A 21,834-nucleotide genomic window follows, 5' to 3' on the forward strand; every position below is an offset into this window, starting at 1 on the left:
AAAGGACAGAAACTGGAATAGATACAGTGACAGTAATCTTACGTTGTTAAGGTTACTTTGTCAGTAAAAATTTTGATCTGCAAGACTGTGTAAGCGTTTGCGAATTGACGACGATGAATATCGCCAACTGCGACCTGTGCTAATGGAAGGCCTCGTCTGTTACAGTCCCAAGCCCCCGAGGCCCGAGTGGATAGAGTCGCTTTGCGGCCAAAGAGAAATGGCCGGGGATCGCTCCCCGGCCATGGTTGCTGCTAGGTACTACGGGTTGGCTACCAGGCCTCGCCGCCGGTGCCGCCGCTGCTGTGCTCGCTGCAGGACGACTTGAAGTTGGCGTTGGAGAAGGTCGACCCCTTGATGTTGGTGGTCGAGCTGCCCCAGTTGGCGAAGTTCGAGCTGGCGCCGTTACCGTTGGAGCGGTAGCGCAGCGGGGAGCCGGAAGTCTGCAGCAGGCGCGAGATCTTCCCGCCGTGCGGCACCCTGATGTGGCAGGAAACACAGGCCATGATGGTAGTGTTGCTGCCGTGCTGGCCGCCGGTCACGTTGCTCTGGGTATGCCAGGCGTTGCCACCGGTGGCCGGGCGGATGGTGTGGCAGTTCATGCAGAACAGGCCGTTGTTGGTCCCCTGGTTGGTGGTGTAGGTAGCGGGGGTGAACGGAGTGCCCGAAGTTCCGCCGTTACCGGCCGCGGTATTGTACGGCCAGGCCTTGTTGACACCGGCGAGCATCCACTTGACGGAAGAGCCGTGAGGACCTTTCGATGCGGTGGAGTCGGTGTTGTGGCAGTCGGTGCAGGTCATGACGTCGCCCGGTTTCCAACCGCCGGAGAGCCGTGCCGCGGTGAGGCGGTTCGCGGTGGCCAGGGCGGTCCCGATCGGGTGCCTGGAGGCGTTGTTCGGGTTGAACTCCACCGCCAGGTCGGTCCAGGTCTGGTTCTTGCCACCCATCTGGCCGGCGCTGGTCATGTTCTTGAACCAGCCGGTGGCCCCCATCGCCTTGGAGTGGCACTTGAAGCAGACCTGGTACTCCATGGTCGCCGCGGGGAGTGCCGTGGTGCCGGTCTGGCCGTAGGTGTTGGCGCTTACGCCCCAGGCGGTGGTCGGCGAGGCGGCAGCCCAGGTGGTGACGGTGACGCCGGTTGCACCGGTGAGGGCGCCGGCGATGGTGTTTGCCCTCAGCCCGCGTGCCGTGGTCGGCTGGCTGGTGGAGTGGTTGCCGAACTTGGCCGCGTGCGGGCTGTGGCAGTCAGCGCACTCCACGTGCCTGCTGAGTGCGATGTCGGCCAGGGTCTCGTTGGCCTTGTGCAGGCCGGTGTACTTCGAGATCTTGTGGCGCGGGCTGCGGCCGGCCGAGGTGAAGGACTTGAAGGTATCCTCGGCGGCACTTCTCATGGTGTTGGAGCCGAACCAGTCCTTGCCGTTGGTCTTCTTCAGCGTGCCACCCAGGGCGGTGTCGGTTACCTGGCTGTGGCAGCGGAAGCACATGTACTGCTCGCGGTACTGGGCGTTGGTCCCGGTACCCAGGTCGTCCAAGAGGCTCACCGACGCGCTGAAGTGCGGACCGAACTTGTTGGTCGAGGTCTGCTTGGTCTTGGTCTGCTCGTCGTTGTGGCACTTCACGCAGTTGGCCGCGAAGTTCTGGGTGCCGAAGGACGACATGGTGGTGTAGTTGTGCATACTCGCGGCGAAGGTCGCCCCGGAGATGACCGGGGTGGTGGCGACGCCGCCCGCCGCCTGGTTGGTGGTATCCCTGGTGAGGGACGCGGTGTGGCAGGAGACGCAGATGCCGTAGGTGCCGGTCGCCAGGAAGTCCGTGTTGGTCGGGGCGGCACCCGAGGCGTTGGCGATGTCGGTCCTCAGGTTGGCGGCCTTGGTGGTCACGGTGCCGCCGTTGTTGAAGTAGTTGTGGTCGGTGTGGCACGACGTGCAGTACACGTTGGTGGTGCTGGTCGGATAGGTACCGGCGTTCGGTGCCTGGTCTCCGATGTCGGTGGCGCTGGTACCCAGGACGTGGTGGTAGCTCGAGGTGCGGCTGGCGCCGGTGATGCTCATGGCTGCCTGGTACTCGCTGTGGCAGCCGAAGCAGGAGCTGCCGCCGGAGGAAATGCCGCCGCCTGCCGGGGTGAAGGCGTCGGAGCCGTGGGTCGAGCCGGCGTGGCCGTGGCACGAGGTGCAGCGGCTCCCCGAGTTGTGGGCGTCGCCCGCGGTCTGGGTGTAGTGGCTGGTCGAGCTGTGGCAGACGTTGCAGATGCCGTTAAACGGCGTCGCGCTCTTCGCGTAGTCGGTGCCGGTCGGGGTAGCCGACAGGGTGAAGACGACGCCGGTCGCGGTCTGGGTGGTCGGCGCACCGGTGGCGCGGTTCGACACACGTGCCGGGTTGTTGCGGACCATGTACTGGTTCGCGGCAGCAGCGGTGTTGAGGCCGGTACCGTGCGGCTCGTGGCAGTCCCAGCAGAACTGGCCGCCCGAGTTGGAGGCGCCGTGCTTCGCGCCGTAGTGGTCGGCCTCCACGGCCTTCGAGGTGGTGCGTTTTTTGAGCGTGGTGCTGAGGGTGACCCCGGCGCCGGTGGCCGAGTGGCAGACCAGGCAGACCGCGTTGCGGCCGTAGGCTGCGGTGGAGTAGTTCTTCAGGCGGAACGGGTTGGTGGCGACGTTGTGCCCGACGGTTGAGTCGTGGCAGAACTCGCACTGGTTGGTGACGGCGCCGAAGTTGGCGGCCGGGTTCGCGGAGCCGGCGTAGCTGCCGGAGGCGAGGCCGTGGCCGTTGCCGGCCCAGGAGCCAGTGCCGGTCATCTGGAACTTGGAGATGGTGCCGTTGTTCCAGAAGGTGGCGCCGAAGTCGGCCACGCTCGCGGTCGCGCCGTTACCGTGGCAATCCTGGCAGTTGAGGGTCGTGCCCCAGACCACCGCGTTGCCGCCGTGGCAGGTGACGTTGTTGCAGGTTCCGGTCGACTGCACCCAGGCCGCAGCAGCCCCGGCCTTGGCGGCCGAGAAGTAGACGTTCGGGGTGCGGTTTAAGTGGTAGTTGGCCGCGGAGTAGTCCTTGAAGCGCCCGCCCACGGTCGCGTTGACCGTCTTCACGTGGCAGGAGGCGCAGACCGTGGTGTCGGCGGCGCCGGCCACGTGCTTCGCGTGGCTGTTGGCGGTGGTCGCAGGTACCGCGCCGCCGTTTGCGTAGTCGGGCGCGCCGAGGGCGCTCGAGCGGCCGTGGCAGCCGTTGCACCCCAGGGCCGCGGTGCCGCCCCAGGCCTTGGAGCCGGTCATGTTGACGAAGACCAGCGCGCCGGGGTTGCCGTTTGAGTGGCAGTAGACGTTGGAGCAGATCTTGGTGGTCGCGTTGTAGCGGGCGCTGCCGCCGGCCTTCACGCCGGAGTAGTCGACGAAGCCGTTTACGTGCTTGGTCTTGTCGGAGACCGTGGTGTTGGCCGAGACGGTCTTCGCGTGGCAGTCCACGCAGTTAAAGCCGTTGTTGAGGCCGATAAGGGCGTTGGTCGTCGGGTTCATGTGGCGGTCGTGGCGCGCGGAGAGGGTGCTCGCGGTGGCGCCGGTCTGCTTGGTGTCGTGGCAGGCGAGGCAGGTGGTGGTCGCCGTGCCGCTCCAGGAAGCGGTAGTAAGCGGTGCGCCGCCGCGGCCGTTCGAGTGGCAGTTGTTGGTGGAGCAGGAACCGTTGGTGTACTTGAACCCCTTGGTGTCGGTGAGCGAGGTGGCCCCCGCCGCGTACTGCGCGGTAGTGATGGCCGTGCCGCCGACCTGGGCCGCGGAGAGCGCGCTGGCGGCGCCGGTGGCGTGCGAGGCGGTCGGGTGGCAGCTCTTGCAGGAGTAGACGTAGACGCTGGCCGTGGAGCGGCTGTTGCCGGTCATGGTGGTGAAGGCTGTCGCGGTGGCGACGTGGATGCCGTGTCCCGCGGTGGTGCCGCCGGAGAGGTCGGCGTTACTCGCCCCGTGGCAGGAGGCGCAGGTAAGCGACGCCCCGCCCCACTGGATGGCGGCTGTGCCGTGGCAGTAGGTGTTGGAGCAGCTCTTGCTCCCCACCGCCGCGTTGTAGGTGGCGGTCTTGTTGGCCCCGGAGAGGTTGAAGAAGACGTCGGCCGCCTTGTTCACGTGCACGGCGAGCGTGGTGGTGCGGATCGAGGTGTTGTTCTTGGTGGTGCGCTCGTGGCACTCGTTGCAGGTGATGTTGCTCCCCGAGACGTGCCGGGTATGGCTGTTCGAGGTGGCGCTCCCCGGGGTGCCGGCGTTGGTGTAGTCGGGGGCCCCGTTGGTGGTGGAGCGGCCGTGGCAGGCGTTGCAGGCCAGGGCGCCGCTCCCCCAGGTCGGGGCGGCGTAGCTCGAGCCCGCGTAGAGCGCCGGGAGGTTCGCCGCGGCGACGTTTAAGTTACCCGAGGAGTGGCAGTAGTTGTTGGAGCAGGAGCCGAAGACCTGCGCGGCGCTCTGGCTCGGGAGGAAGTTCGCCCCGGTCCCGGAGTAGCTCCCCGAAGCGAGCCCCGCGGGGTCGGTGAGGCTCACCTTGATCTTCGCGTTGACGGCACTGGTGGCGTGGGCGAAGGGCTTCGCCTCGCCGAGCCGGTTCGGGTGGCACTTCACGCACTGGGCGGCGCCGCTGAAGTAGGCGTCGTGGCGCGCGTGGCTCCCGGCCGCACCGGTGTTCCCGCCGGACGGCGGCGCCCCGTGGCAGCTCGCGCAGTCGGTCGGGGTGCTGTAGGCGACACTCCCCCAGGCCGGCGTGGTCCGCTCGAAGTGGCAGTTCACATTGGAGCAGGTCCCCAACGGGTTGGGCGGCACCGAGGTCTGGTTGAAGAAGGTCCTGCTGTAGGTCCCCCCCAGGGGCGAATTGTTGATGTTCCCCTGCACCTGAATCAGCTTGTCCCGGTGTCCGGTGGCGGTCAGAGCCGGACCGTGGCACTTGACGCAGGTGGCGGCGGTCGCCCCCGCGTGGCTCTGGTGGTTGCCCTTCACGGCGCCGGTGGCCGGTTCGCGCTTGCCCGTCGCCGAGTCGAGCGGCGGCATGGTGTGGCAGAAGGTGCAGTCATAGACGTACTGCGGTGCAGCCTGCGCCGAGGTACCGAAGATGAGTGCCACCCCGAAACTCAGAAGGGATGCTACCACTCGCAGATTGGGCCAAACCACCTTGTTGGAGCTCGTCATATTCTACTCCTTGTCTTGATAACAACTGACACTAGATCCATTAAACTTTTTAGTTGCAACCGGGACAGGCCGAGAACTTCGCCGTCCGGAATTTTTTCATAGCTCGGGGCCCTGTAGTCACAGATTTGGGCATTTATTCTCAAAGGTTTCCCAGGTTACTGTCATAGGGATCAGGGATGACTGTCACAGCTTTTCTTCTGAGAGTACCGGTGGGGGGCAGGCCCCCACCGGTAAGGTGTATACCATTACTTTCCACTAAGTAAAGCTGACAAATACTATCGCTCGGTGCTCCACTTCGGAGTCGGTGCGAAGTGGCAGCTTACGTTGAAGCAGCTGCCGGTTTTGTTGGCCCCGCCGGAGACCAGCTTGGCGGAGGTGTAGGAGGTCAGCACGTCGTTGCTGAAGCGGTACTTCGGATCGATCTTCACCGAGACGTTTTCGACGTGGCTTCTGGCCGGGATCACCTTGGCGTGTGCTGCAGCACCGCCTGCGTGGCAGGGGATGCAGTTCGTCCAGCCGTCGGAGGCCTTGGCGTTCTTCGGGATGTGGCCGGCGACCACGTGGGCGCCGCCGCCACCCGAGTAGTCCTCGAAGCGGGCGCTGGACCAGTTCCCCTGCACGCCGAAGCTGACGGCCGTGAGGGTCTTCCTGGGAGCCGGCGGGTAGCCGTGGCAGGAGTCGCAGGCGCGGTTGGGTTCGAAGGCCGTGCCGCTTGTGGCGTTGTGCGCGTGGCAGTCGAGGCAGTTGGTCGTCGGGTGGTTGGTCTCGTTCACACCCTTCTTGAAGTAGAGGGTCGCGGTGTGGCACGCCTGGCAGACGCCGGTCCCCTGGGTGTTCACGAAGTCGGTCCCTGAGAAGCTCACGCTGGTAGCGTTCATGCTGGTGGCCACCATGTTGGCGTTGGCGGTGCCGTGGGCGTCGTGGCAGGCGGCGCAGGTGGCGCCCGAGCCGACGTGGACCTGCATGTTCAGGTGCTGCGGGGTGACCTTGGCTGCGTTGTTGTGGCAGTAGTTGCACTCCTGGTTGGCGGCGCCGGTAAGCCCGGAGAGCAGGCGGTTGTTGTCGCCCAGGACACCCGAGATGTGGCTCCCGGAGTTGTCGTGGCAGGCGGTGCAGGCCTGGGCGATGCCGGTGCGGCCGTGCCCCTTGGTGGCGGCGAGGGTCTTGTCGGGAGCGGTCACGCCGCCGATGACGGAGAGGGCCCCGCCGGCGGTGGAGTGGCAGCTTTCGCAGCTGACGCGCCCGCCGGTCCAGGTGGTCGACTGCTGGTGGCAGCCGGTGCAGGTCCCCACCTTATTGAAGCCGGCGGCGAGCTGCACAGTGCCGTCGACGTGGGTGGTGGCGGTGTCGGTGGTGTAGATGTGGCAGACGGCGCAGCTGGTGGCCGAGCTCGCCGACATGGCCGGGCCGTAGGCGGCCGTGAAGTGGGCGCCGTGGCCGTTGGTGGCGATCACGCCGCCGGTGGTGGAGAGCGCCGCGTGGCAGGAGCCGCAGGCGCCGGAGGCGGTGTTGGTCCAGGACGGGGTCGAGGAGCCGTGGCAGGCGGCGGTGGAGCAGCTCTTGGCGGCCGCGGTGTAGGTGAAGCTGCCGGCTACCTCGACCAGGCCGTCACCGTGCAGCGCGGGGTTCGCGATGGTGGTGGAGCCGGTCACGGTGGAGGAGTGGCAGGTGGCGCAGGCGTACCCCTTGCCCGAGACGTGCTTCGCGTGGGCGTTCGTGGCGAGGGTCGTGGCGTCGCCGTGGCAGCCGGCGCACCCAAGCGAGGCGCCCCAGGTGGCGGCGGCCACGTTGGCGATGATGCCGTTGCCGCTGTGGCAGCTTACGTTGGAGCAGGTCTTGCCGGAGACGGTGAAGCTCTTGCCGTTGCCCGCCACCACGTCGATCACGCTGTTGGTGTGGGCGGTTGCGCCGGCCTTGATGGAGAGGCCGTCCGCAGTGGTGGTGGCGTGGCAGTTCTGGCAGTCTGCTGCCGCTGCGACGTGGTTTTTATGGCTGTTGGCGCGGGCCACGCCGGAGCCTGCGTTGGCGTAGTTAGGCTCGCCGGCGACCGAGGCGAAGGCGGGGGCGGCATCGGAGCCGTGGCACCCTTTGCAGTCCAGGGTCTGGGTCTGGGTCCAGGTCACGGTCTTCTGGGTCCCCTTGCCGTCCGAGTGGCAGTAGGAGGTGGCGCAGGAGCCGGCCGAGACGGTCCCGACGCGGGTGCCGGCCAGGTCGACGCTGCCGTTGGCGTGCTTGGTGACGTCGGCAATCGCCGTGTTGGAGCTCGCGGTGGCCGAGTGGCACTCGACGCAGCCGTAGTTGGTGCCCAGGACCGCGGCGTTGTTCACGTGCAGGGCGTGTTTCGCGGAGAGGGCGGCTGCCCCGGTCGAGGTGGCGCTGCCGTGGCACCCCGCGCAGTCCAGGGTGGCGCCCCAGGTCGCGGTCGCGAAGGTCCCCTTGCCGTTTGAGTGGCAGTAGACCGTGGAGCAGCTGGTCCCCGCGAAGCTCCCGCCGCCGGCAAACTGCACCTGGATGGCGCGGTGCCCGGCGCTCGAGGCGTGGGCGAACGGTTTCGCGTCGACGGTGTGGTCGGCGTGGCACTTCGCGCAGGAGCCGGTGCCGGTGCCGAAGTAGGCGGCGTGCTTCGAGCCGGTGACCGGGTGGTTACCGGTAGCAGGCGCGTTGCCGTGGCACTGGCCGCAGTCCGCGGGGGCCTGGAAAGCCGCGGCGCCCCAGGCCGGGGTCGCCTTCAGGTTACCTTTGCCGTCCGAGTGGCAGGCGACCGCCGAGCAGCTCCCGAGGATGGTCGGGGGGACCGAGGTCTGGTTCAGGAAGACCCCGACCGCCTTGCGGCTGTAGCCGATCGAGTCCGAGAGCTCGATCACCTTGTTGCGGTGGCCTGAGGTGTAGCTGGTAACCCCGGGGCCGTGGCAGGTCACGCAGCTTGACACGCTAGCGCTGGCGTGGCCCTGGTGGTTGCCCGGGACTGCGCCGGTGTAGGGGTTCTTCTTGGCCGTCCCCGAATCGAGCGGCGGCATCTGGTGACAGGCAATACAGGACAGGTTGTATTGCGGCTGTGCCTGGGCGATGCCTGCCCAGGCGAGGGCAAGTCCCAACGACAGCAGCGCTGCTGCCGCCCGGACCGCCCCGAATGCTCCTCTTCTACGGTTGTTCATCTACTCCTCCTTTGACTTTTGTGGGGTGACTCCACAAGGCTCGGTACTCCAGCGAAACAATAGAAAAATCTGGCAATTTACATGGCAACTTACACCGAGGAGGCGCAGCCGCTACCGGCGATCGGTTCGGTTCAGGGTTACCGGCTATCCACCATGACCCTAAAGACCGGCGTCGGCGCTGAAGGTGACGAAACAAGCGGTGCGGGCAACCCGTGGGGCCCGCGGAGGAATTCGACAGTGCCGTGTTTTTTCGGGAACTCGCGGTGCCCCACGTCGGGGATCTGCGAGCACAACCATATGAAACTACAGAGGAATTGCCTTGACAGGATTGCACTAAATCACCGGCGGGAAACAAAAAAAAGCCGGGGCCGCATATCGAATGTTCCGATATTTCGGCATCCCGGCTGTCTTGGCTATGAAGACCCTAGGCTTTCCGCCCCACCCTCACGGATGGTTTAGTCTTATCGTGTATCGCTACACATGACCTGAGCGCGGTGCGGACTGCGTCAGGCAGGTAAGGCGTGTTGTCCTTGCTCGTGGCGTCGGCTACATAAGCTCGGGCACTTCCTCCTGAATCCTGGTACGGCCCAAGGTGGCTCACCGGGGCCAAGGTAGTTGATTACTGGTTGCAGGTTTCGGGGAGGTTTCAGGTAGCGGCCGTTGCCGGCGCTGCAGGAAGGGACCTCTCCGTGGGGGTGCGGTCCGGCTTTTTCGTCCCGAGCGGACACGAAAAAGCCGGGTGCTTTATATCAGTTATGATATTTCGGCATCCCGGCTGTCTTGACTTGAAGACCCTAGGCTTTCCGCCCCACCCTCACGGATGGTTTAGTCTTATCGTTATCGGCGTGGTGAAGATGTTACGCGATGCTAGAGAAAATACAAAAAACGTTTTATCGCTGCAACGTTTTTTAAATTATATTTTTTTAATAAGCCTGTCTGCCCGAACCGGCGAACCTGCCGGAGTTTCGGCTCTTTTTGATCCGCTTGGTCGGGACAGCGCCGCGTATACGTTGCAAGATCGCCGCCAAAACTTACCCAAGCTGACTATTTCGCCTCCTCCCCGAGCAGGGCCAAGGCTCCGTTTTCCGAGCATCCCTCCCCGCTAAGCTTACGGATTCACGGCGCGAGCGGCCGCACCTTCCCGGGAGCGACCAACGCGTCGCCGGCTGCTTGGCAGGGGACACCTCCCGCCCTCTCCGGCGACCGGCACGCCAGCTGCGCCCCGGCATTTGGCGTAGCTTTTTCCGTCATATCACCGAACCCCGTCATTTCACCGGCTCTCCTCCAGGTACTCGCTGTCGCTGTTCACGCTCCAAAGGTCGTGGCGCTCCCCGAAGATGTTGCGGACCGCCAGTTGGGCCGCCAGCATCGAGTGATCCATGTTGTTGTACTTGTGCATGCCGTTGCGCCCCACCGGCTGCAGGTTTTCGAACCGCTCCAGGTACTCCTGCAGCACCCCCAGCGCCTCGAGCGACCCCGCGTCGTACATCGGGTAGGCCTTGGGCATGCGCACCACCCGCCCCTCGACCACCAGCTCCGGCTCGGCGAGACCGATGGCGGCCAGTTCGCGCCGGGCCAGGTCGATGAGCACCCCGTCCGGCAGGCTCCAGAGCTCGTCCCCCTCGAAGCAGAAGTACTCGAGCCCCAGGCAGCTCTGCCGGGCGTTGGGGACCAGGTCAGGGCTCCAGTTTTTGAAGTTCTGGATCCGCCCCACCCGGACGCTGTCGTCGTGGATGTAGATCCAGTTGTCCGGGAAGATCTCCGGGTTCTCCACGATGAGCGCCACCATCAAAAAGTCGCGGTAGCGCAGGCGCCCCGCGGCGGCAAGCACCTCGGGCGGGGGCTCGGGAGAGAGCGCAAGCACCAGCTCTTTAAGGGGCAAGGTGGCGATGACCCGGGGGGCCGAAAGCCGCATAAGCCGCCCCCCCTGCGCCACCTCGACCGCCTGGACCCGCCTCCCGTCGTGGAAGATCCGGGTGACCCGGCTTTCGAGCTGGAGCTTCCCCCCCAAGGCCCGCGAGGCTTCGGCCAGGGCCTCCCACATCATCCCGGGACCCAGCCTCGGGTAGTCGAAGCGCTCGGTAAGCGTCTTGAGGGCGCTCCCTTTGCCGGAGGAGATCCCGGGAAACATGTTCAAAAGCGCGGTGCGCACCGAGAGCCCCCGGATGCGCTGGGCGGCCCACTGGGCGCTCAGTTCGCGGCAGGAGATCCCCCAGACCTTTTCGGTGTAGGCCCTGAAGAAGGTCTCGTAGAGGCGCCGGCCGAAGCGGTTCGAGACCCAGTCCTCGAAGCTCTCTTCCGGGCGGATCGGGAAGAGCTTGCGCCACAGGTAGCTCGCCAGGATGCGCAGGCTTTCCCAAAGCCCCAGGTTCCCCAGGGTGTCCAGGGGCTTCAAGGGGTAGGCGAAGAACCGGCCGTGGTAGTAGATGCGGGACAGGCGGGGGCGGGAGAGGAAGTCCGCCCCCAGGAGCTCCCGCCAGAGCTCGGCGACGGCGGGAACCTTGGTGAAGAAGCGGTGCCCTCCGATGTCGAAGCGAAAGCCGCGGTACTCGACGGTACGGGCAAGCCCCCCAACCACTGCGTCCGCCTCGACCACCAGCACCGGCACGCCGCGTCGCGCGAGCTCGTATGCCGCGGTGAGGCCGGCGGGACCGGCCCCGATCACCAGGACCGGGTCTGCCTCGGGATGTCCCGGTGTGCTTTGTGAGGCGGATGCAGCCAGCATGATTCCTCGTGTAACTGTCAGTAAAACGGGGTGGAGAGGCATAAGGCCGTACAGCTGCCGTATCTTACTGACAACGGGCGGGCTTTGTCATGGCAAAACGCTTTTACCCCGGGTAAGCAGGCAGCCGGCAGAGCGGCAGGCAGGTCACCGCGCGCAAGCTTTGGCGCGGACGCCCCGCCCCTCTCCCCGGCGGCTTTTCCGGCGCGGGCCGGCCGTCAAGGTGCAGCGTTCCCGGCGCTCCCGGCGCCCCGCTTCCCGCGCAAGAGCTGGCGCCAGCGGACCCGGGCCGTTTCCAGGAGAAAGGCGGCCTGGTGGCGCGCGGTGATGGAGACGTTGTAGGTGCAGGTGTAGAAACAGGGGGTCTCCGTGGAGCAGACCCGGACCGCGTCCCGTTGGGCCTCGAGCCGCTGCCAGAGCTGGGCGATGCTCTCCCGGCGGATATCCCCCACCCCATCGCGGTCCAGGCAGACCGCCACCTGGCCGTCGGCGTTCAGGTCGAGGTAGAGCCGCCCGGCGTCGCAGGGCCCCACCGGCTTCCCCATGACGTAGTCCGCGGCGCGCTCGTAGAAACCGCTGTACTCCCAAAGCGGCTCCCCGGTCCGGCGCAGGCGCGCCAGTTCCCGGAAGATGCCGGCCATCTCCCGGCGCTCCTCGGGGGTCGCCGCGAACTCGGGGTCCGAGTGCCGGTGGAAGAAACCGTCCCCCTGGTTCACCGGGAAGACCGAGAGGTGGATGCCGCGCTCCCGGGCGAAGGCGAGGAAGTCCCAGATCTCCCTGAAGTTGAGCCGGTTCATGACCAGGTTGATCTTGACCGGTGCGGGGATCCGGGCCTTAAGCAGCCGTTCCAGGTTCTCGAGCGCCTTGGGCAAGAGGTCGCGCCCGCGCAGGAAGGCGTAGCGCTCCCGGTCGAGCGAGTCGAGGCTGAAGGCGACCTGCAAAAGCCCCCGGGCCTCCCTGAGCCTCTCGATCCCCTCGGGGGTCAGGAGCGTGCCGTTGGTCGCGGTGGTGTAGAGAAAGCCGAGCCGGTCCAGGAGGGCGAAGATCCGGTAGATGTCCTTTCTGAGAAACGGCTCGCCGCCGGAGATCTCGGCGACCTTGAGGCCGAAGCCCTTCAGGTCGGCGAAGATCGGCTCCAGCTCCTCGACGGAGAGCATCTCGCCGTCGCGGCGCCAGACCGCGCACATCGGGCAGGCCTGGTTGCAGGCGTTGAGCGAGTTGTAGCTCACGAAGGTGGGGAGCCCCCGGTGCATGCGCCAGAAAACCTGCATAAGTTTCAGGAGGTTCGCCGGGCTCACGGGGCTCCCCTCCTAGCTCCCCGGGCGGGGCGGGCGCTACTTGAAGTATTCCGCATGGATCGAGGACTCGAAAAGCGGCGTCAGGAACAAGGAGACCAGGGTGAGCGCGAAGCAGACCACGAAGAGCCAGGAGGCCCGCTCCCCCTGCCAGGCGAAGAAGCGCCTCAGGTGCAGGTAGATGCCGAACACCGCCCAGGTCACCAGGCTCCAGGTCTGCACGGGATCCCAGTTCCAGAAGGTCCCCCAGGACTGGTAGGCCCAGATGGAGCCGGCCAGCATGCCGATGGCCCAGAAGGTGAAGCCGAGCCCCGCGAAGCGGTAGGCGTAGCTGTCGATCCCCTCGAGGTCCGGGAGGCTCTTGGCGAGTTTTTGCAGCCGACCGCGCCGTATCAAGAGGTAGAAGAGCGAGAAGGCGAAGGCGATGATGATGGCCGAGAAGGCGATCTTGTAGAAGATGATGTGCAAGACGAGCCAGACGCTGCGGAAGGTGGGGGGGAGCGTCTTCATCTCCGGGCTGAAGAAGAGCCCCAACGCCACCAGGATGAAGCTGGCCGGCAGCACCACCACCCCGGCCGTCACCAGGCGCGGGAAGGGGATGGTGAAGACCAGGAAGGCGGCCAAGAGGATCCAGGCGTTGGAGGAGAGCACCTCGAAGCGGTCGATGTAGGGGCCGTGCCCCACCATGCGCCACCAGATGAGAAGCCCCGCCCCGTGCAGCACGAGCCCCGGCACGGCGACCTGGAGCCCGCGGCGGGCAAGCTGCGGTTTCTGGAAGTACTGCCCGACGACCACCATGACGGTGGCGACCACGTACAACACCACGGCACCCCAGTGGATGCCGGTGACCAGTGCGAACGATCCTTTCATGGTTCTCCCTCTTTGGTGTTTCGGTGCTCGCCCACAATAGCCTCGAACTCCTCGCGGTAGAGCTGGGCGAAGCGGCGCGCCGAGTGCCTCAGGTACAGTTCGCCCTCCCCTTCCCGGACCAGGATCTCCCGGGGAACCAGGCAGTAGGAGAAGAGCACGCCGAACAGGATGACGGCGAACCCCGCGAAGATCCCCGAGGTGCCGCGGCTGCCGTCCAAGAGTATGTCGGTCCACCAGGCCTCGCCCGCCAGGCGCACCGTGAGCGGCCCCAGATTACCGAGCCCCCCCGCGTTCAGGCTCGCCACGCCCAAAAGCTCCTGGCCGCGGTAAAGGCGCAGAAAGAGCGGCGACCGGGCGAGCTTAAGCCCCTTTTTCTGCGGGTCGGCGTAGAACTTCCCCTTCAGGACGAGCCCCTCCTCCTTGAGGGGGATTTCGCCGTACCCTGCCTTGTCCCGACGCTGCGGGTAGGGGATCAGCAGGCGCTCCCGGGCAAGCCCCTGCCGGTAAGGGGAGGTGAACTCCAGCAGGAAGGCCCTGCCGAAGGAGTTCGCCTGGTACACCAGAAAGGGGCCGAACTGCGACTTGTCGCTCAGGGCCACCTCCACCCGCTGGGCCGCCCCTCCGGGAGCCTGCTTAAGGGAGAGCCGCGAGCCGAGCCCGGCCAGCTTGTCGTTGGGGTAGAAGCTCGGCTCGACCCGCTCCAGGGTGATCTGTGCCGGGAGCGGCCGGCGAAAGCGCAAGGCCCCCAGGATCTCCGCCGAGTTCTCCGGGTTGGGCGCCACGGTCTCGCCGCTCACCAGGCGCAAAAAGACCCGGTGCTGGGTCACCACGTAGCTGAGCGAGAAGATCACGGCGACGACCAGCCCCAGGTGCAGCAGGAAGTTCCCCCAGTACCCGGCCCTGTGCTTGACGAAGCGGTGCACCTCCCCGCTCGAGCCGCTCGGGCGGTACCCCGCCTGGGCAAGGCGCGGGGCGAGCCCGGCCAGGTCCCCGGGGAGCCGCACCCCGTCCGGGACCGCGTCGGGCCGGGGCGGACGCTTCAGCTGGGAGGCGACGGCTAAGAACTGGTTCCAGGTGGAGAGTAAAAGCGACAGGCCGAAAAAGGCGATGAGCAGCATGAACCACCAGCTTCCCACCACGTTGTCAAGGCCGAGAAACCCGGCGGTCTCCCTGAGCGGCCCGGGGAGTTTTTCCAGCCAGGCCGGCAGCTTCCCCCCCGCCCCCTCGCGCTGGGGGACCAGCACGGCCTCCAAAAGGGCCAGGGTGATGGCGGCCAGAAGCGACAGCACCGTCTTTCGGGAGGTGAGGAAGTTGAGCGCTTTCATGGCTGGTTGCCGGAGTGCCGGGGGGGGAGCCCCATGGCGGCGCCGGGGGGGATCCCCTTGCCGGCCGCCTCGGCCTCTTTTTCTTTCATCTCGGCCAGGTACTTGTCGACGAAATGCTTCTTGAGGACCGGGATGCGCATCCCCTTGCCGACGGCGAGCAGGTACAGGGGGGCCGCCACCAGGAGGACCGCCGCCAGGTAGGCGCCGAGCGCGAGCCCGGGACGCGGGAGGCGTTCCCCGACGCCCCAGAGCGTCCCGGCCACCAGCATGACCGCATAGGGGAGCACCGAGAGCGCGGTGTTCATCCAGATCGGGCGCCAGGTGGCGGCCAGCGGCAGGTAGGCGATCAGGAACAGCCCGGCCAGGTACAGGCGCCCCTCGTCGCGCTCCCGCCCCCCCCGCCTGAGGGTGAGGAAGAGGGCCGGCAGCACCAGCAGCCAGACCAGCGGGTTCGCGTACCCCAGGACCACGGTGGTCCCCTCCTCGACGCTCGGGTGCTCGACCGCCGGGTCCAGGATGTCCATGTTTATGAAGGGATCGACGAACACCGAAGGGGTCACGAACCACGTCCAGGCCCGGTTGTCGGTGTCGTGCCAGGGCTTGGGCTTGTAGCCTACGTGCTGCGAGGTTTCCAGGAGCATGCTGCGCTGCAGGTCCCCCCACTCGGCAAGCGAGTAGCCGCGACCAAACCAGGGGAGGAAGGTCAAAAGGTAGACCAGCGCCGGCACCAGCAGCAGGAAGACCCCGAGCTGGAACCAGCCGGCGACTGTCCGCCCCAGGTCACCGCGGCTCTCCCTGAACTGCAGCCAGGCCAAAAGCGCAAGCGTCGCCGCCAAAGGCAGGAGCGCGCTGAGCTTGGAGGCGAGCCCCAGCCCGAAACAGATGCCGCTCCCCAAAAGCCACAGGTGGTTGCCGCCGTCCCGGAAGCGGTACACAAGCCAGATGGCCGCCAGCGGGAAGAAGGCGAGGTAGATGTCGTTGATCCCCTGCCGGGTGAACTCGACGACCAGGGCGTCCACGGTCCATAGGAGGGAGGCTAAAAGGGCTATGCGGCCGTCCCGGAAGATGCGCCGGGCCACCAGCCCGACCAGCGGGGTGCACAGGATCCCCAAGAGGAGGCTCACCCCCTTCACCCCGGCGACGCCGGAACCGAAGAACCTCAGCGTCCCGTAGACCAGGATGTTGCGCAGGCAGGGGTGGTTCCACATGGTCGGCCCCAGCTGGCCGTTCTCCATGTAGTTGATGGCGCTCAGCGCCACCGAGAGGTCGTCGCTGGATACCGGCTGGCTGCCGATCTGAACCAGGTTGAGCAGGGCCGAGAGCACGGTGAGGGCCAGGAGCCCCAGGGCGAAGCGGCGTGCGGCGAGGGCGCTCGTCATGGCGCGGTCCGGGAGCCGGCCTGGGCCGGGGCTCCCCCTCCGGGTGCGGCGCCGATCAGCCGCGCGAAGCGCTCGAGCTCCCCCGCCTCGCGCGGCCCGAGTCCCGGGGTCTCCATCTCGGCGCAGAGGACCACGCAGTCGGCCTTAAGGCCGGCTGCCTGCAGCTGCCGGAACAGCCCCTCGGCGTCGGCCGTGGCAAAGTAGGAAGCCCCCACGTAGAGCAGCACCGGCTCGGCAGGGGGGCTAAGGGCGGCGGCCGTGGTGAAGCGCCGTGGATACCCCTCGCGGGGGAAGTAGACCCCGTCGGCGCCGACGCGGCGGTCCTTCGCCTTGAGCGTCGCCTGGCGCTGGCGCGCGAACTCGTCCTGGGGGAGCACCGCCACGATGCTGCGGGCAATCCCGTTCAGGGCGGCGACGTAGAGGAAGCTGAGCCGGTCCAGGTTCTCCCTCTCGAAGAGCTGGGCGGTGTTGAAGAGTTGCAACGGATAGGCGCGGTACATCGGGTCGGGGATGCGTTCGCCGGGGACGAAGGAGGGCCAGGAGCCGGAGACGAAGACGACGGTGCGGCCGCGGTAGCCGGCCTCTTTCCAGAGGAGGTAGGCGTCACCGGGGGTCGCTACCAGGCGTTTCACCACCTGTGGCGCGGCGAGGGTGCCGGAAGGGCCGAACTGCCTGTGGGCCACCCCCCGGGCGTCGAGCCAGAAAAGCGCGAGCATGAAGAGGACGGCCAGTACCAGGGAGGCCGTCAGGCTGAGTTTCGTTGGTTGCGGCATCGGCACCTTGTCTCGGTTGATCGGGTTCTCAAGGGGCAAAAGGGACGGGAGCGGGGCTCGACCGCCGCTACTGCTTCTTGTTGAACATCTTGTCCCAAGAGGGGAGCTCCTTGCGCTCCTCGCCGGAGGCGGTGATTTCGGTGATGATCCACTGCCCCTGCCGGTTCTCCAGGAGGTACTGGACGTCGTAGGCGTAGTCTTTCACCTGGTTGGAGACCTCGTTGGTCTTCAGGTCGGCGTAGCCGAAGTCCCAGACCTCCCGGGTCACCACCCGGCACTTGTTCTGCTGGGCGCAGTCGGTCTCCCGGAAGTCGATCTTCTTCAGCTGGGAGATCATGCGCTTTTTCCCCTCGGCGATGGCGGCCATGTGGTAGTAGGCCTTCTCGGCCAGCGCGGTACTGGCCACCTGCTGCAGCGCGGTCATGTTGCCGGCCTGGTACCCCTCGGTCAGCAGACGGTTGTAGGTGACCACCCGCTCCTGGACCGTTTTAGCCACTCCGGCACTGTCCTGCGCAGCACCGGCACCCGAACCGGCAGTACCGGCTGGTGCCACTGGCTTTGCAGGCTCCTGCTTCTGGCAACCGACAAAAGCCACTGTCAGAAAAGAGGCGCAGAGCATCGTTTTGACAATAGTTAATTTCCTCATAGATCTACCTTTTAACATAAATTGGCCGTTCTGCACTAGCAATCCTTTTCCCTCTGACAGAACTGGCAGGCAAAGCGGTTGCCGCGGGCCGGGAGGTTGTGTCAGCCGGTGCGCGCCGACTCACGGTCCTTGCCGCGCGCATGGCTGTCAGCACCGAGAAATGCCATTGACGGATCTGGATTTTTACGATAGAAGGTAGGACTGCCGTTGATGCCGTTTCATAAAGGCCGGAGTAACTCAGTTGGTAGAGTAGCTGATTCGTAATCAGCAAGTCGGCGGTTCGAGTCCGCTCTTCGGCTCCATAAAAACAAGGGGTTACAGCTTAGGCTGTAGCCCCTTCGCTTTTCGGTAACCATTTGGGTAACACATGGGTAACAACCTGGCAGGAGTGCATAAAGGAAAGGGGCTACAATTGCCTGTAGCCCCTTAATCGTTTCAGCGTATCATCGAGCAGGGGACCGTTCTCGCCCCGACCTTGCAGACTTACTCTATTGCACTTCATCATACGGTGGCGCAAAGCCTTCCTTCACCAATACCCGCATCACTCCTCTGATCAAGGCATTATTGACAAAGTTGATGGAGTAGGTCCGAGCACCAGGACGTACCGGCTGAAGCATCCCCGAATCCACTAGTTTCTTCAGTTGGTAGGCTCTCTGGCGTTCTGTGACCTCGGGGAACAAATCCGCATAGTCACTCGACTTGAACTCCCGGAGAGTCACCGACTGGCGCAGGACCTTCTCCTCATAAGGCAGAATCAAGCCGCGGGTCCTACTATACTCCAGAGCTGGGAACAGGATCTTGTCCTTCAAAAACTCGTATCTCGTCAGCTGGTCTACCTTTGCGAGCTCGTCCCGGATCCCAGAGAGAACGTAAAGGCACCATTGCTCCGTCCCTTCAGGTGTACCTGAATCGGCCAAAGAGAGCATGTCGTAGTACATCTGCCGATCGTTGCAAAAAACTGCCGTTGGGTTCAACACTCGTCCGCCAGTCGTGACGTTGAATCCGTACTTGATAAGCAGAGCATAGGTGAGAAGCCGGACGACGCGGCCGTTACCATTACTGAATGGGTGAACCCAAGCAAATCGGTGGTGAGCCAGCGCCGCTTTCAGCAAGTCGTATTTTGGCGGATCATTGCGATTGATGAACGCCACAAGCTCCTGCATGTAGTCCTGGACCATCAGTGGTGCCGGAGGGGTATGAGTGGCCCCAGCAATCATCACGGGTCCGGTCCGATAACGTCCAGGTGTCCTATCTCCTTCCCGCACTAAGTCTTTGACGGTCAAGGAGTGCAATTCACGGATGAGAAGGTGAGTGATCTCACTGCCTTTCGTGACGGCCGTCTCCAGGTAGTCCATAGCCTGCTCGATGTTCTCGATCTCCCGGATGTTCTCGCCATGGACTGGCTCGTTACCCACCTTCGCTTCAATGTAGTCTGCGAGCGTTGTCCGGTTGCCTTCTATGCGCGCGGACCCGAGGCTTTCCAGTAGATGAAAGATGCGCTTAAGCTGGAAGAAAACAAGCGGAGGCGTGTCGCCAGACAACGTAAGTCGACGCAGATGCTCCAGCTCCATCACCACATCCGTCAGCGGGGATGCAAACGAGAGTTCGGGGAGCTGCAGCGGAACATTTACAAGACCCTGGGAAGACATCGACAACCGTCCTTTCAACTAACTACAATCGTAATTCGCCTTTCGCTGTAAGCACAGCATATTAGCAGAGGCAACCATCCACAACAACTACAAACTTGAGAAAACGTATTAACGTAAAACGTTAACACCTAACCCCACACCGGCCACCTTGCCGCAGCAGTCCCGGCGAAATCATTTCGCATCACATTACGCCGCCGCCTTTCCCTGGATAACTGGGCAGTGTAATGCGGTCCAGCCAGGCCGGTTGCACGCCGGCCGTTTCTTACTCCGCCCCCTATCACCGAAGGGCCAGCAGCTCGCCTCCGTTGCGGGCGTTCGACACCCCGCTGTTGGGGATGCTGATCAGGCGCATCCGGTCGGCGTACCTGGTGCACACCAGCTCCGCGGTAGCGCCCTGGGAGCCGTCATCGACCACGACAATCTCCAGGTCGGGGTGGTCCCGTGCCAGGCCCCGAGTCGAGGGGCTCCGCAACCACATCGGCAGTTCAGCCCTTGCTGCCGACCTCCTCCCCTTCTTGTCGCCCCTGTCCTGTCCAGACCGGCCCAGGGCACAGCCACTCTCCGGAAAGAGTGGCTCCCCAGGCGTGCCTCCGTGTCTCATCAGTCCTCGGTGCCATTTGCCATACGTCGAGCGATGTACGCCTCCACATCGGATCGTCGATAGCGTATGGTCCTCCCCAGGCGAGCGTAACTTGGGCCAATTCCCCGCCATCTCCACTGCTGGATGGTGGACACCCGCATCTGGAGCAGAGCCGCCACTTGCTCGGTGGTCAGCAACTCGCTCTGCGAATAGGACAACTTGCTCCTTTGTGGTTGGTCAGTCATTTGCGCCTCCTCGAACAATTCCAGTTGGTCAACATCCGGTTTCTGTCTGCGATTGGTTCTTAGCCGCGGCGGGGCGTGGACCCCCACCTTCTGTGCGCACGTCGGGCCGATCCCGAGTTTTCGATACTTGCTGTCCTTGAGCACTCTTCCGCATACCCTGCACCTCGTTGCCATGGCGGTTCCCTCCCTGAAAAAACAAACGAATGTCTTCCTTGAAGCGCAAAAAAATTTGCCTTTTACCTATATACAGCGTCCGCGTTTACAAATTTCCGGACCTTTTTTGCTATATGAGTCAAAAATAATCGAATAAACCAAATTCAGTGCGCAAGAATTCGCCTAAACCATCATTTTTGGGCAAAGTGATTACGTTTGATGGAAAATATCAGATGTAACAGATGTGATTATTAGAAAGTTAACTTGGGCATTCACAACCTGGGATACACTTACAGCTGTCCGCTAAGAAAGGATCTTTAGAACACTTATAGTGTTCTAAAGATATTTACTTTTCATTTTTACCATGCGGTTTGAAAAGCCTATGCTTTTCACTCCACGTTTTGACGATTTCGAGGCGGCCTCAAAGACGAAATGAAAGGTATATGCTTTTCAACGGACTTTTGTGAGGAGGATGGATCAGAACGCCGGCAGGTGTACCGCTGGGCGCTTGGCAATACCGAAAGCAGAGCAGCGAACTACCGCAGGTGCAGCAGGTAGCCACCTCACTCGAGTGCCGCGCCGTGGAACCGACAGCCAGGTCCTTCCCCGAGCCTCAAGGTCGACCAAGGTCTGGTGCCGCGCTAAAAACGGGGTGAGGATCGGCGGCCTCGCCATGACCGAGCACGCCTTCCTCTTCCGGGATCTGAGGCTGGAGCGCCCAGGAGTGCGCGGCACCCTCGGGGGAACGGGGAGCCTCACCCTCACAGCCGGCGCCCCCCTGATCGTTCTCGACCTGAACGAGTTCCTGCACCGGCCGCCCTGCCTCTCCGGGACGCTCTCCTTTTCCGGCACCTCGTAGCGCTACCGCGGCAGCTTCGACCTGAAAAACCTCGGCCCCGGCTGGCAGAGCGCCCAACTCGCCGCGCACTACCAGGGGACCGCGACCACGCTCCGCCTGAGCCGGATCGCCGCTCAGGCCCTGGACGGCGCTCTCTCCGGGAACCTCGACTTCGACTGGCTGAAGGAGTTCACGGTGTGGGGCCGGCTGGCGGGGCGGGGCGGGGGCTCAACCCGGCGCGGATCGCCCCCGACTGGCCCGGACAGGTAAACCTCGACCTGGCCGCGGACCTGGTCTTCCCGAAGAAAGGGGCGCCGCGCCGGCAGGGCTCGAGCTGAGCGGCTCACGGTGGCGCCGCTGGTGTTAAACGGCCTCCCCCAGGAGCGGCTGGAACTCTCCGGGGACCTGAACCTGAAAGCCTCCACCGGCACCCTTGCCGGCAGCTTCAGCCGCTTGAACCTGGCCCGCGCCAACGCCTGGCTCACCGGCGGCGAGCTCCGGAAACCTGAAGTTGACCCTCTTGCCCGGGCGCCGGGTGGCGGTCAGCGCCCGCCTCGAGGCCGCCGGCAGCGTTACCGCCAACAAAAGGCCCCTCAGCATCGAGCGCTTGAGCGCCTCCCTGGAGGGCGGCGCCGCCGGGAGCCATGCCACAGTCGACCTGGCGCTCGCGGCCCCGTTCCTCCCCCAGGAGGTGCAGCTGACCGGGCGGCTCGCCGGGGTGACCAGCGGCCGGCTCAGGCCCGGGGCCCGGCTCGACCTCAAGGGGAACTTGACCCTCTCCGACGGGCGCGGCAGCTGGGCCGCAGGCCAGCCCCATCGACCGTATTGGCAATCACATCATGTTCTCAACCACACACATTGCGTGCTCTAACTAATTGGTTTTTCAACACTTTTATTGTTGACGGGATGCGGTACACTCGTTTAAGCTCCCTCCCGTCTGCAATTCCAACTCAGGTTCTCTTGCTCCCGGGAGGTGAGAGAGCTTGTCGCCACTGTTACCGGTTGGCCTGAGAGTCCCCATGTCGTGAGGCCTGGGGGTGGTTCTTGTTGGATCCACAGACAG

General features: G+C 64.7%; 15 protein-coding genes, 1 tRNA gene and 2 riboswitches. Of the genes, 4 read left to right on the top strand and 12 right to left on the bottom strand.

Annotated features, from left to right (window positions below; translation table 11 throughout):
- Positions 1-269: 269 nt before the first annotated feature.
- The 9 genes from GMST_RS16215 to GMST_RS16255 form a co-directional block, all read right to left on the bottom strand.
- The gene (locus tag GMST_RS16215) at positions 270-5,141 is read right to left on the bottom strand and encodes a CxxxxCH/CxxCH domain c-type cytochrome (protein ID WP_183355741.1); all 4,872 of its coding nucleotides are present in this window, start codon (positions 5,139-5,141) and stop codon (positions 270-272) included.
- A 275-nt stretch (positions 5,142-5,416) separates the two neighbouring features.
- Positions 5,417-8,296 (bottom strand): CxxxxCH/CxxCH domain c-type cytochrome, encoded by a 2,880-nt coding sequence (locus GMST_RS16220; RefSeq protein ID WP_183355742.1) that lies wholly within the window; start codon positions 8,294-8,296, stop codon positions 5,417-5,419.
- Between the two features lie 391 nt (positions 8,297-8,687).
- A riboswitch (cyclic di-GMP riboswitch) is annotated at positions 8,688-8,766 on the bottom strand.
- A gap of 292 nt (positions 8,767-9,058) precedes the next feature.
- Positions 9,059-9,136, bottom strand: a riboswitch (cyclic di-GMP riboswitch).
- A 430-nt stretch (positions 9,137-9,566) separates the two neighbouring features.
- On the bottom strand, positions 9,567-11,021 hold the full coding sequence (locus GMST_RS16225) for an NAD(P)/FAD-dependent oxidoreductase (protein WP_183355743.1): 1,455 nt from the start codon (positions 11,019-11,021) through the stop codon (positions 9,567-9,569).
- 215 nt (positions 11,022-11,236) lie between these two features.
- Positions 11,237-12,316 (bottom strand): radical SAM protein, encoded by a 1,080-nt coding sequence (locus tag GMST_RS16230; protein WP_183355744.1) that lies wholly within the window; start codon positions 12,314-12,316, stop codon positions 11,237-11,239.
- 36 nt (positions 12,317-12,352) lie between these two features.
- Positions 12,353-13,183, bottom strand: coding sequence for a cytochrome c biogenesis protein (locus tag GMST_RS16235; protein ID WP_183355745.1), 831 nt, complete (start codon positions 13,181-13,183; stop codon positions 12,353-12,355).
- Positions 13,180-14,508 (bottom strand): cytochrome c biogenesis ResB family protein, encoded by a 1,329-nt coding sequence (locus tag GMST_RS16240; protein ID WP_183355746.1) that lies wholly within the window; start codon positions 14,506-14,508, stop codon positions 13,180-13,182. The genes GMST_RS16235 and GMST_RS16240 overlap by 4 nt, the downstream gene beginning before the upstream one ends.
- Positions 14,505-15,887: a phospholipid carrier-dependent glycosyltransferase gene (locus GMST_RS16245; RefSeq protein ID WP_183355747.1), complete on the bottom strand. Its 1,383-nt coding sequence runs from the start codon at positions 15,885-15,887 to the stop codon at positions 14,505-14,507. Before GMST_RS16245 ends, GMST_RS16240 begins: the two co-directional genes overlap by 4 nt.
- The gene (locus tag GMST_RS16250) at positions 15,884-16,660 is read right to left on the bottom strand and encodes a hypothetical protein (RefSeq protein ID WP_183355748.1); all 777 of its coding nucleotides are present in this window, start codon (positions 16,658-16,660) and stop codon (positions 15,884-15,886) included. Before GMST_RS16250 ends, GMST_RS16245 begins: the two co-directional genes overlap by 4 nt.
- A gap of 67 nt (positions 16,661-16,727) precedes the next feature.
- Entirely contained in the window at positions 16,728-17,156 is a 429-nt protein-coding gene (locus tag GMST_RS16255; RefSeq protein ID WP_183355749.1) for a hypothetical protein, read from the bottom strand.
- Between the two features lie 376 nt (positions 17,157-17,532).
- On the opposite strand from GMST_RS16255, the gene GMST_RS16260 reads away from it, so the two are divergent.
- A tRNA-Thr gene (locus GMST_RS16260) sits at positions 17,533-17,608 on the top strand.
- 186 nt (positions 17,609-17,794) lie between these two features.
- Here GMST_RS16260 and GMST_RS16265 read toward each other — a convergent pair.
- The 3 genes from GMST_RS16265 to GMST_RS22640 form a co-directional block, all read right to left on the bottom strand.
- Positions 17,795-18,955 carry a Fic family protein gene (locus GMST_RS16265; RefSeq protein ID WP_183355750.1) on the bottom strand — a complete coding sequence of 387 codons (1,161 nt, stop codon included), beginning with the start codon at positions 18,953-18,955 and terminating at the stop codon, positions 17,795-17,797.
- A 277-nt stretch (positions 18,956-19,232) separates the two neighbouring features.
- On the bottom strand, positions 19,233-19,667 hold the full coding sequence (locus tag GMST_RS22635; RefSeq protein WP_371873132.1) for a glycosyltransferase: 435 nt from the start codon (positions 19,665-19,667) through the stop codon (positions 19,233-19,235).
- Positions 19,556-19,954: a helix-turn-helix domain-containing protein gene (locus GMST_RS22640; RefSeq protein ID WP_371873133.1), complete on the bottom strand. Its 399-nt coding sequence runs from the start codon at positions 19,952-19,954 to the stop codon at positions 19,556-19,558. The genes GMST_RS22635 and GMST_RS22640 overlap by 112 nt, the downstream gene beginning before the upstream one ends.
- 550 nt (positions 19,955-20,504) lie before the next feature.
- Between GMST_RS22640 and GMST_RS16280 the strand changes: the two genes are divergently transcribed.
- From GMST_RS16280 to GMST_RS16290, 3 genes are all read left to right on the top strand, one after another.
- The gene (locus GMST_RS16280; protein WP_183355753.1) at positions 20,505-20,792 is read left to right on the top strand and encodes a hypothetical protein; all 288 of its coding nucleotides are present in this window, start codon (positions 20,505-20,507) and stop codon (positions 20,790-20,792) included.
- 176 nt (positions 20,793-20,968) lie between these two features.
- A complete protein-coding gene (locus GMST_RS16285; protein ID WP_183355754.1) occupies positions 20,969-21,109 on the top strand; it encodes a hypothetical protein in 141 nt (46 codons plus the stop codon).
- Between the two features lie 173 nt (positions 21,110-21,282).
- Positions 21,283-21,642: a hypothetical protein gene (locus tag GMST_RS16290; RefSeq protein ID WP_183355755.1), complete on the top strand. Its 360-nt coding sequence runs from the start codon at positions 21,283-21,285 to the stop codon at positions 21,640-21,642.
- Positions 21,643-21,834 lie beyond the last annotated feature (192 nt).

Origin of the sequence: Geomonas silvestris, from assembly GCF_014193515.1 — a bacterium.
GTDB lineage: Bacteria > Desulfobacterota > Desulfuromonadia > Geobacterales > Geobacteraceae > Geomonas > Geomonas silvestris.

What these genes read in the sequence shown, in the direction of transcription:
- GMST_RS16215 (WP_183355741.1), bottom strand. Translation starts at nt 5,141, where the DNA reads ATGACGAGCTCCAACAAGGTGGTTTGGCCCAATCTGCGAGTGGTAGCA.
- GMST_RS16220 (WP_183355742.1), bottom strand. Translation starts at nt 8,296, where the DNA reads ATGAACAACCGTAGAAGAGGAGCATTCGGGGCGGTCCGGGCGGCAGCA.
- GMST_RS16225 (WP_183355743.1), bottom strand. Translation starts at nt 11,021, where the DNA reads ATGCTGGCTGCATCCGCCTCACAAAGCACACCGGGACATCCCGAGGCA.
- GMST_RS16235 (WP_183355745.1), bottom strand. Translation starts at nt 13,183, where the DNA reads ATGAAAGGATCGTTCGCACTGGTCACCGGCATCCACTGGGGTGCCGTG.
- GMST_RS16240 (WP_183355746.1), bottom strand. Translation starts at nt 14,508, where the DNA reads ATGAAAGCGCTCAACTTCCTCACCTCCCGAAAGACGGTGCTGTCGCTT.
- GMST_RS16245 (WP_183355747.1), bottom strand. Translation starts at nt 15,887, where the DNA reads ATGACGAGCGCCCTCGCCGCACGCCGCTTCGCCCTGGGGCTCCTGGCC.
- GMST_RS16250 (WP_183355748.1), bottom strand. Translation starts at nt 16,660, where the DNA reads ATGCCGCAACCAACGAAACTCAGCCTGACGGCCTCCCTGGTACTGGCC.
- GMST_RS16265 (WP_183355750.1), bottom strand. Translation starts at nt 18,955, where the DNA reads ATGTCTTCCCAGGGTCTTGTAAATGTTCCGCTGCAGCTCCCCGAACTC.
- GMST_RS22635 (WP_371873132.1), bottom strand. Translation starts at nt 19,667, where the DNA reads ATGGCGGGGAATTGGCCCAAGTTACGCTCGCCTGGGGAGGACCATACG.
- GMST_RS22640 (WP_371873133.1), bottom strand. Translation starts at nt 19,954, where the DNA reads ATGGCAACGAGGTGCAGGGTATGCGGAAGAGTGCTCAAGGACAGCAAG.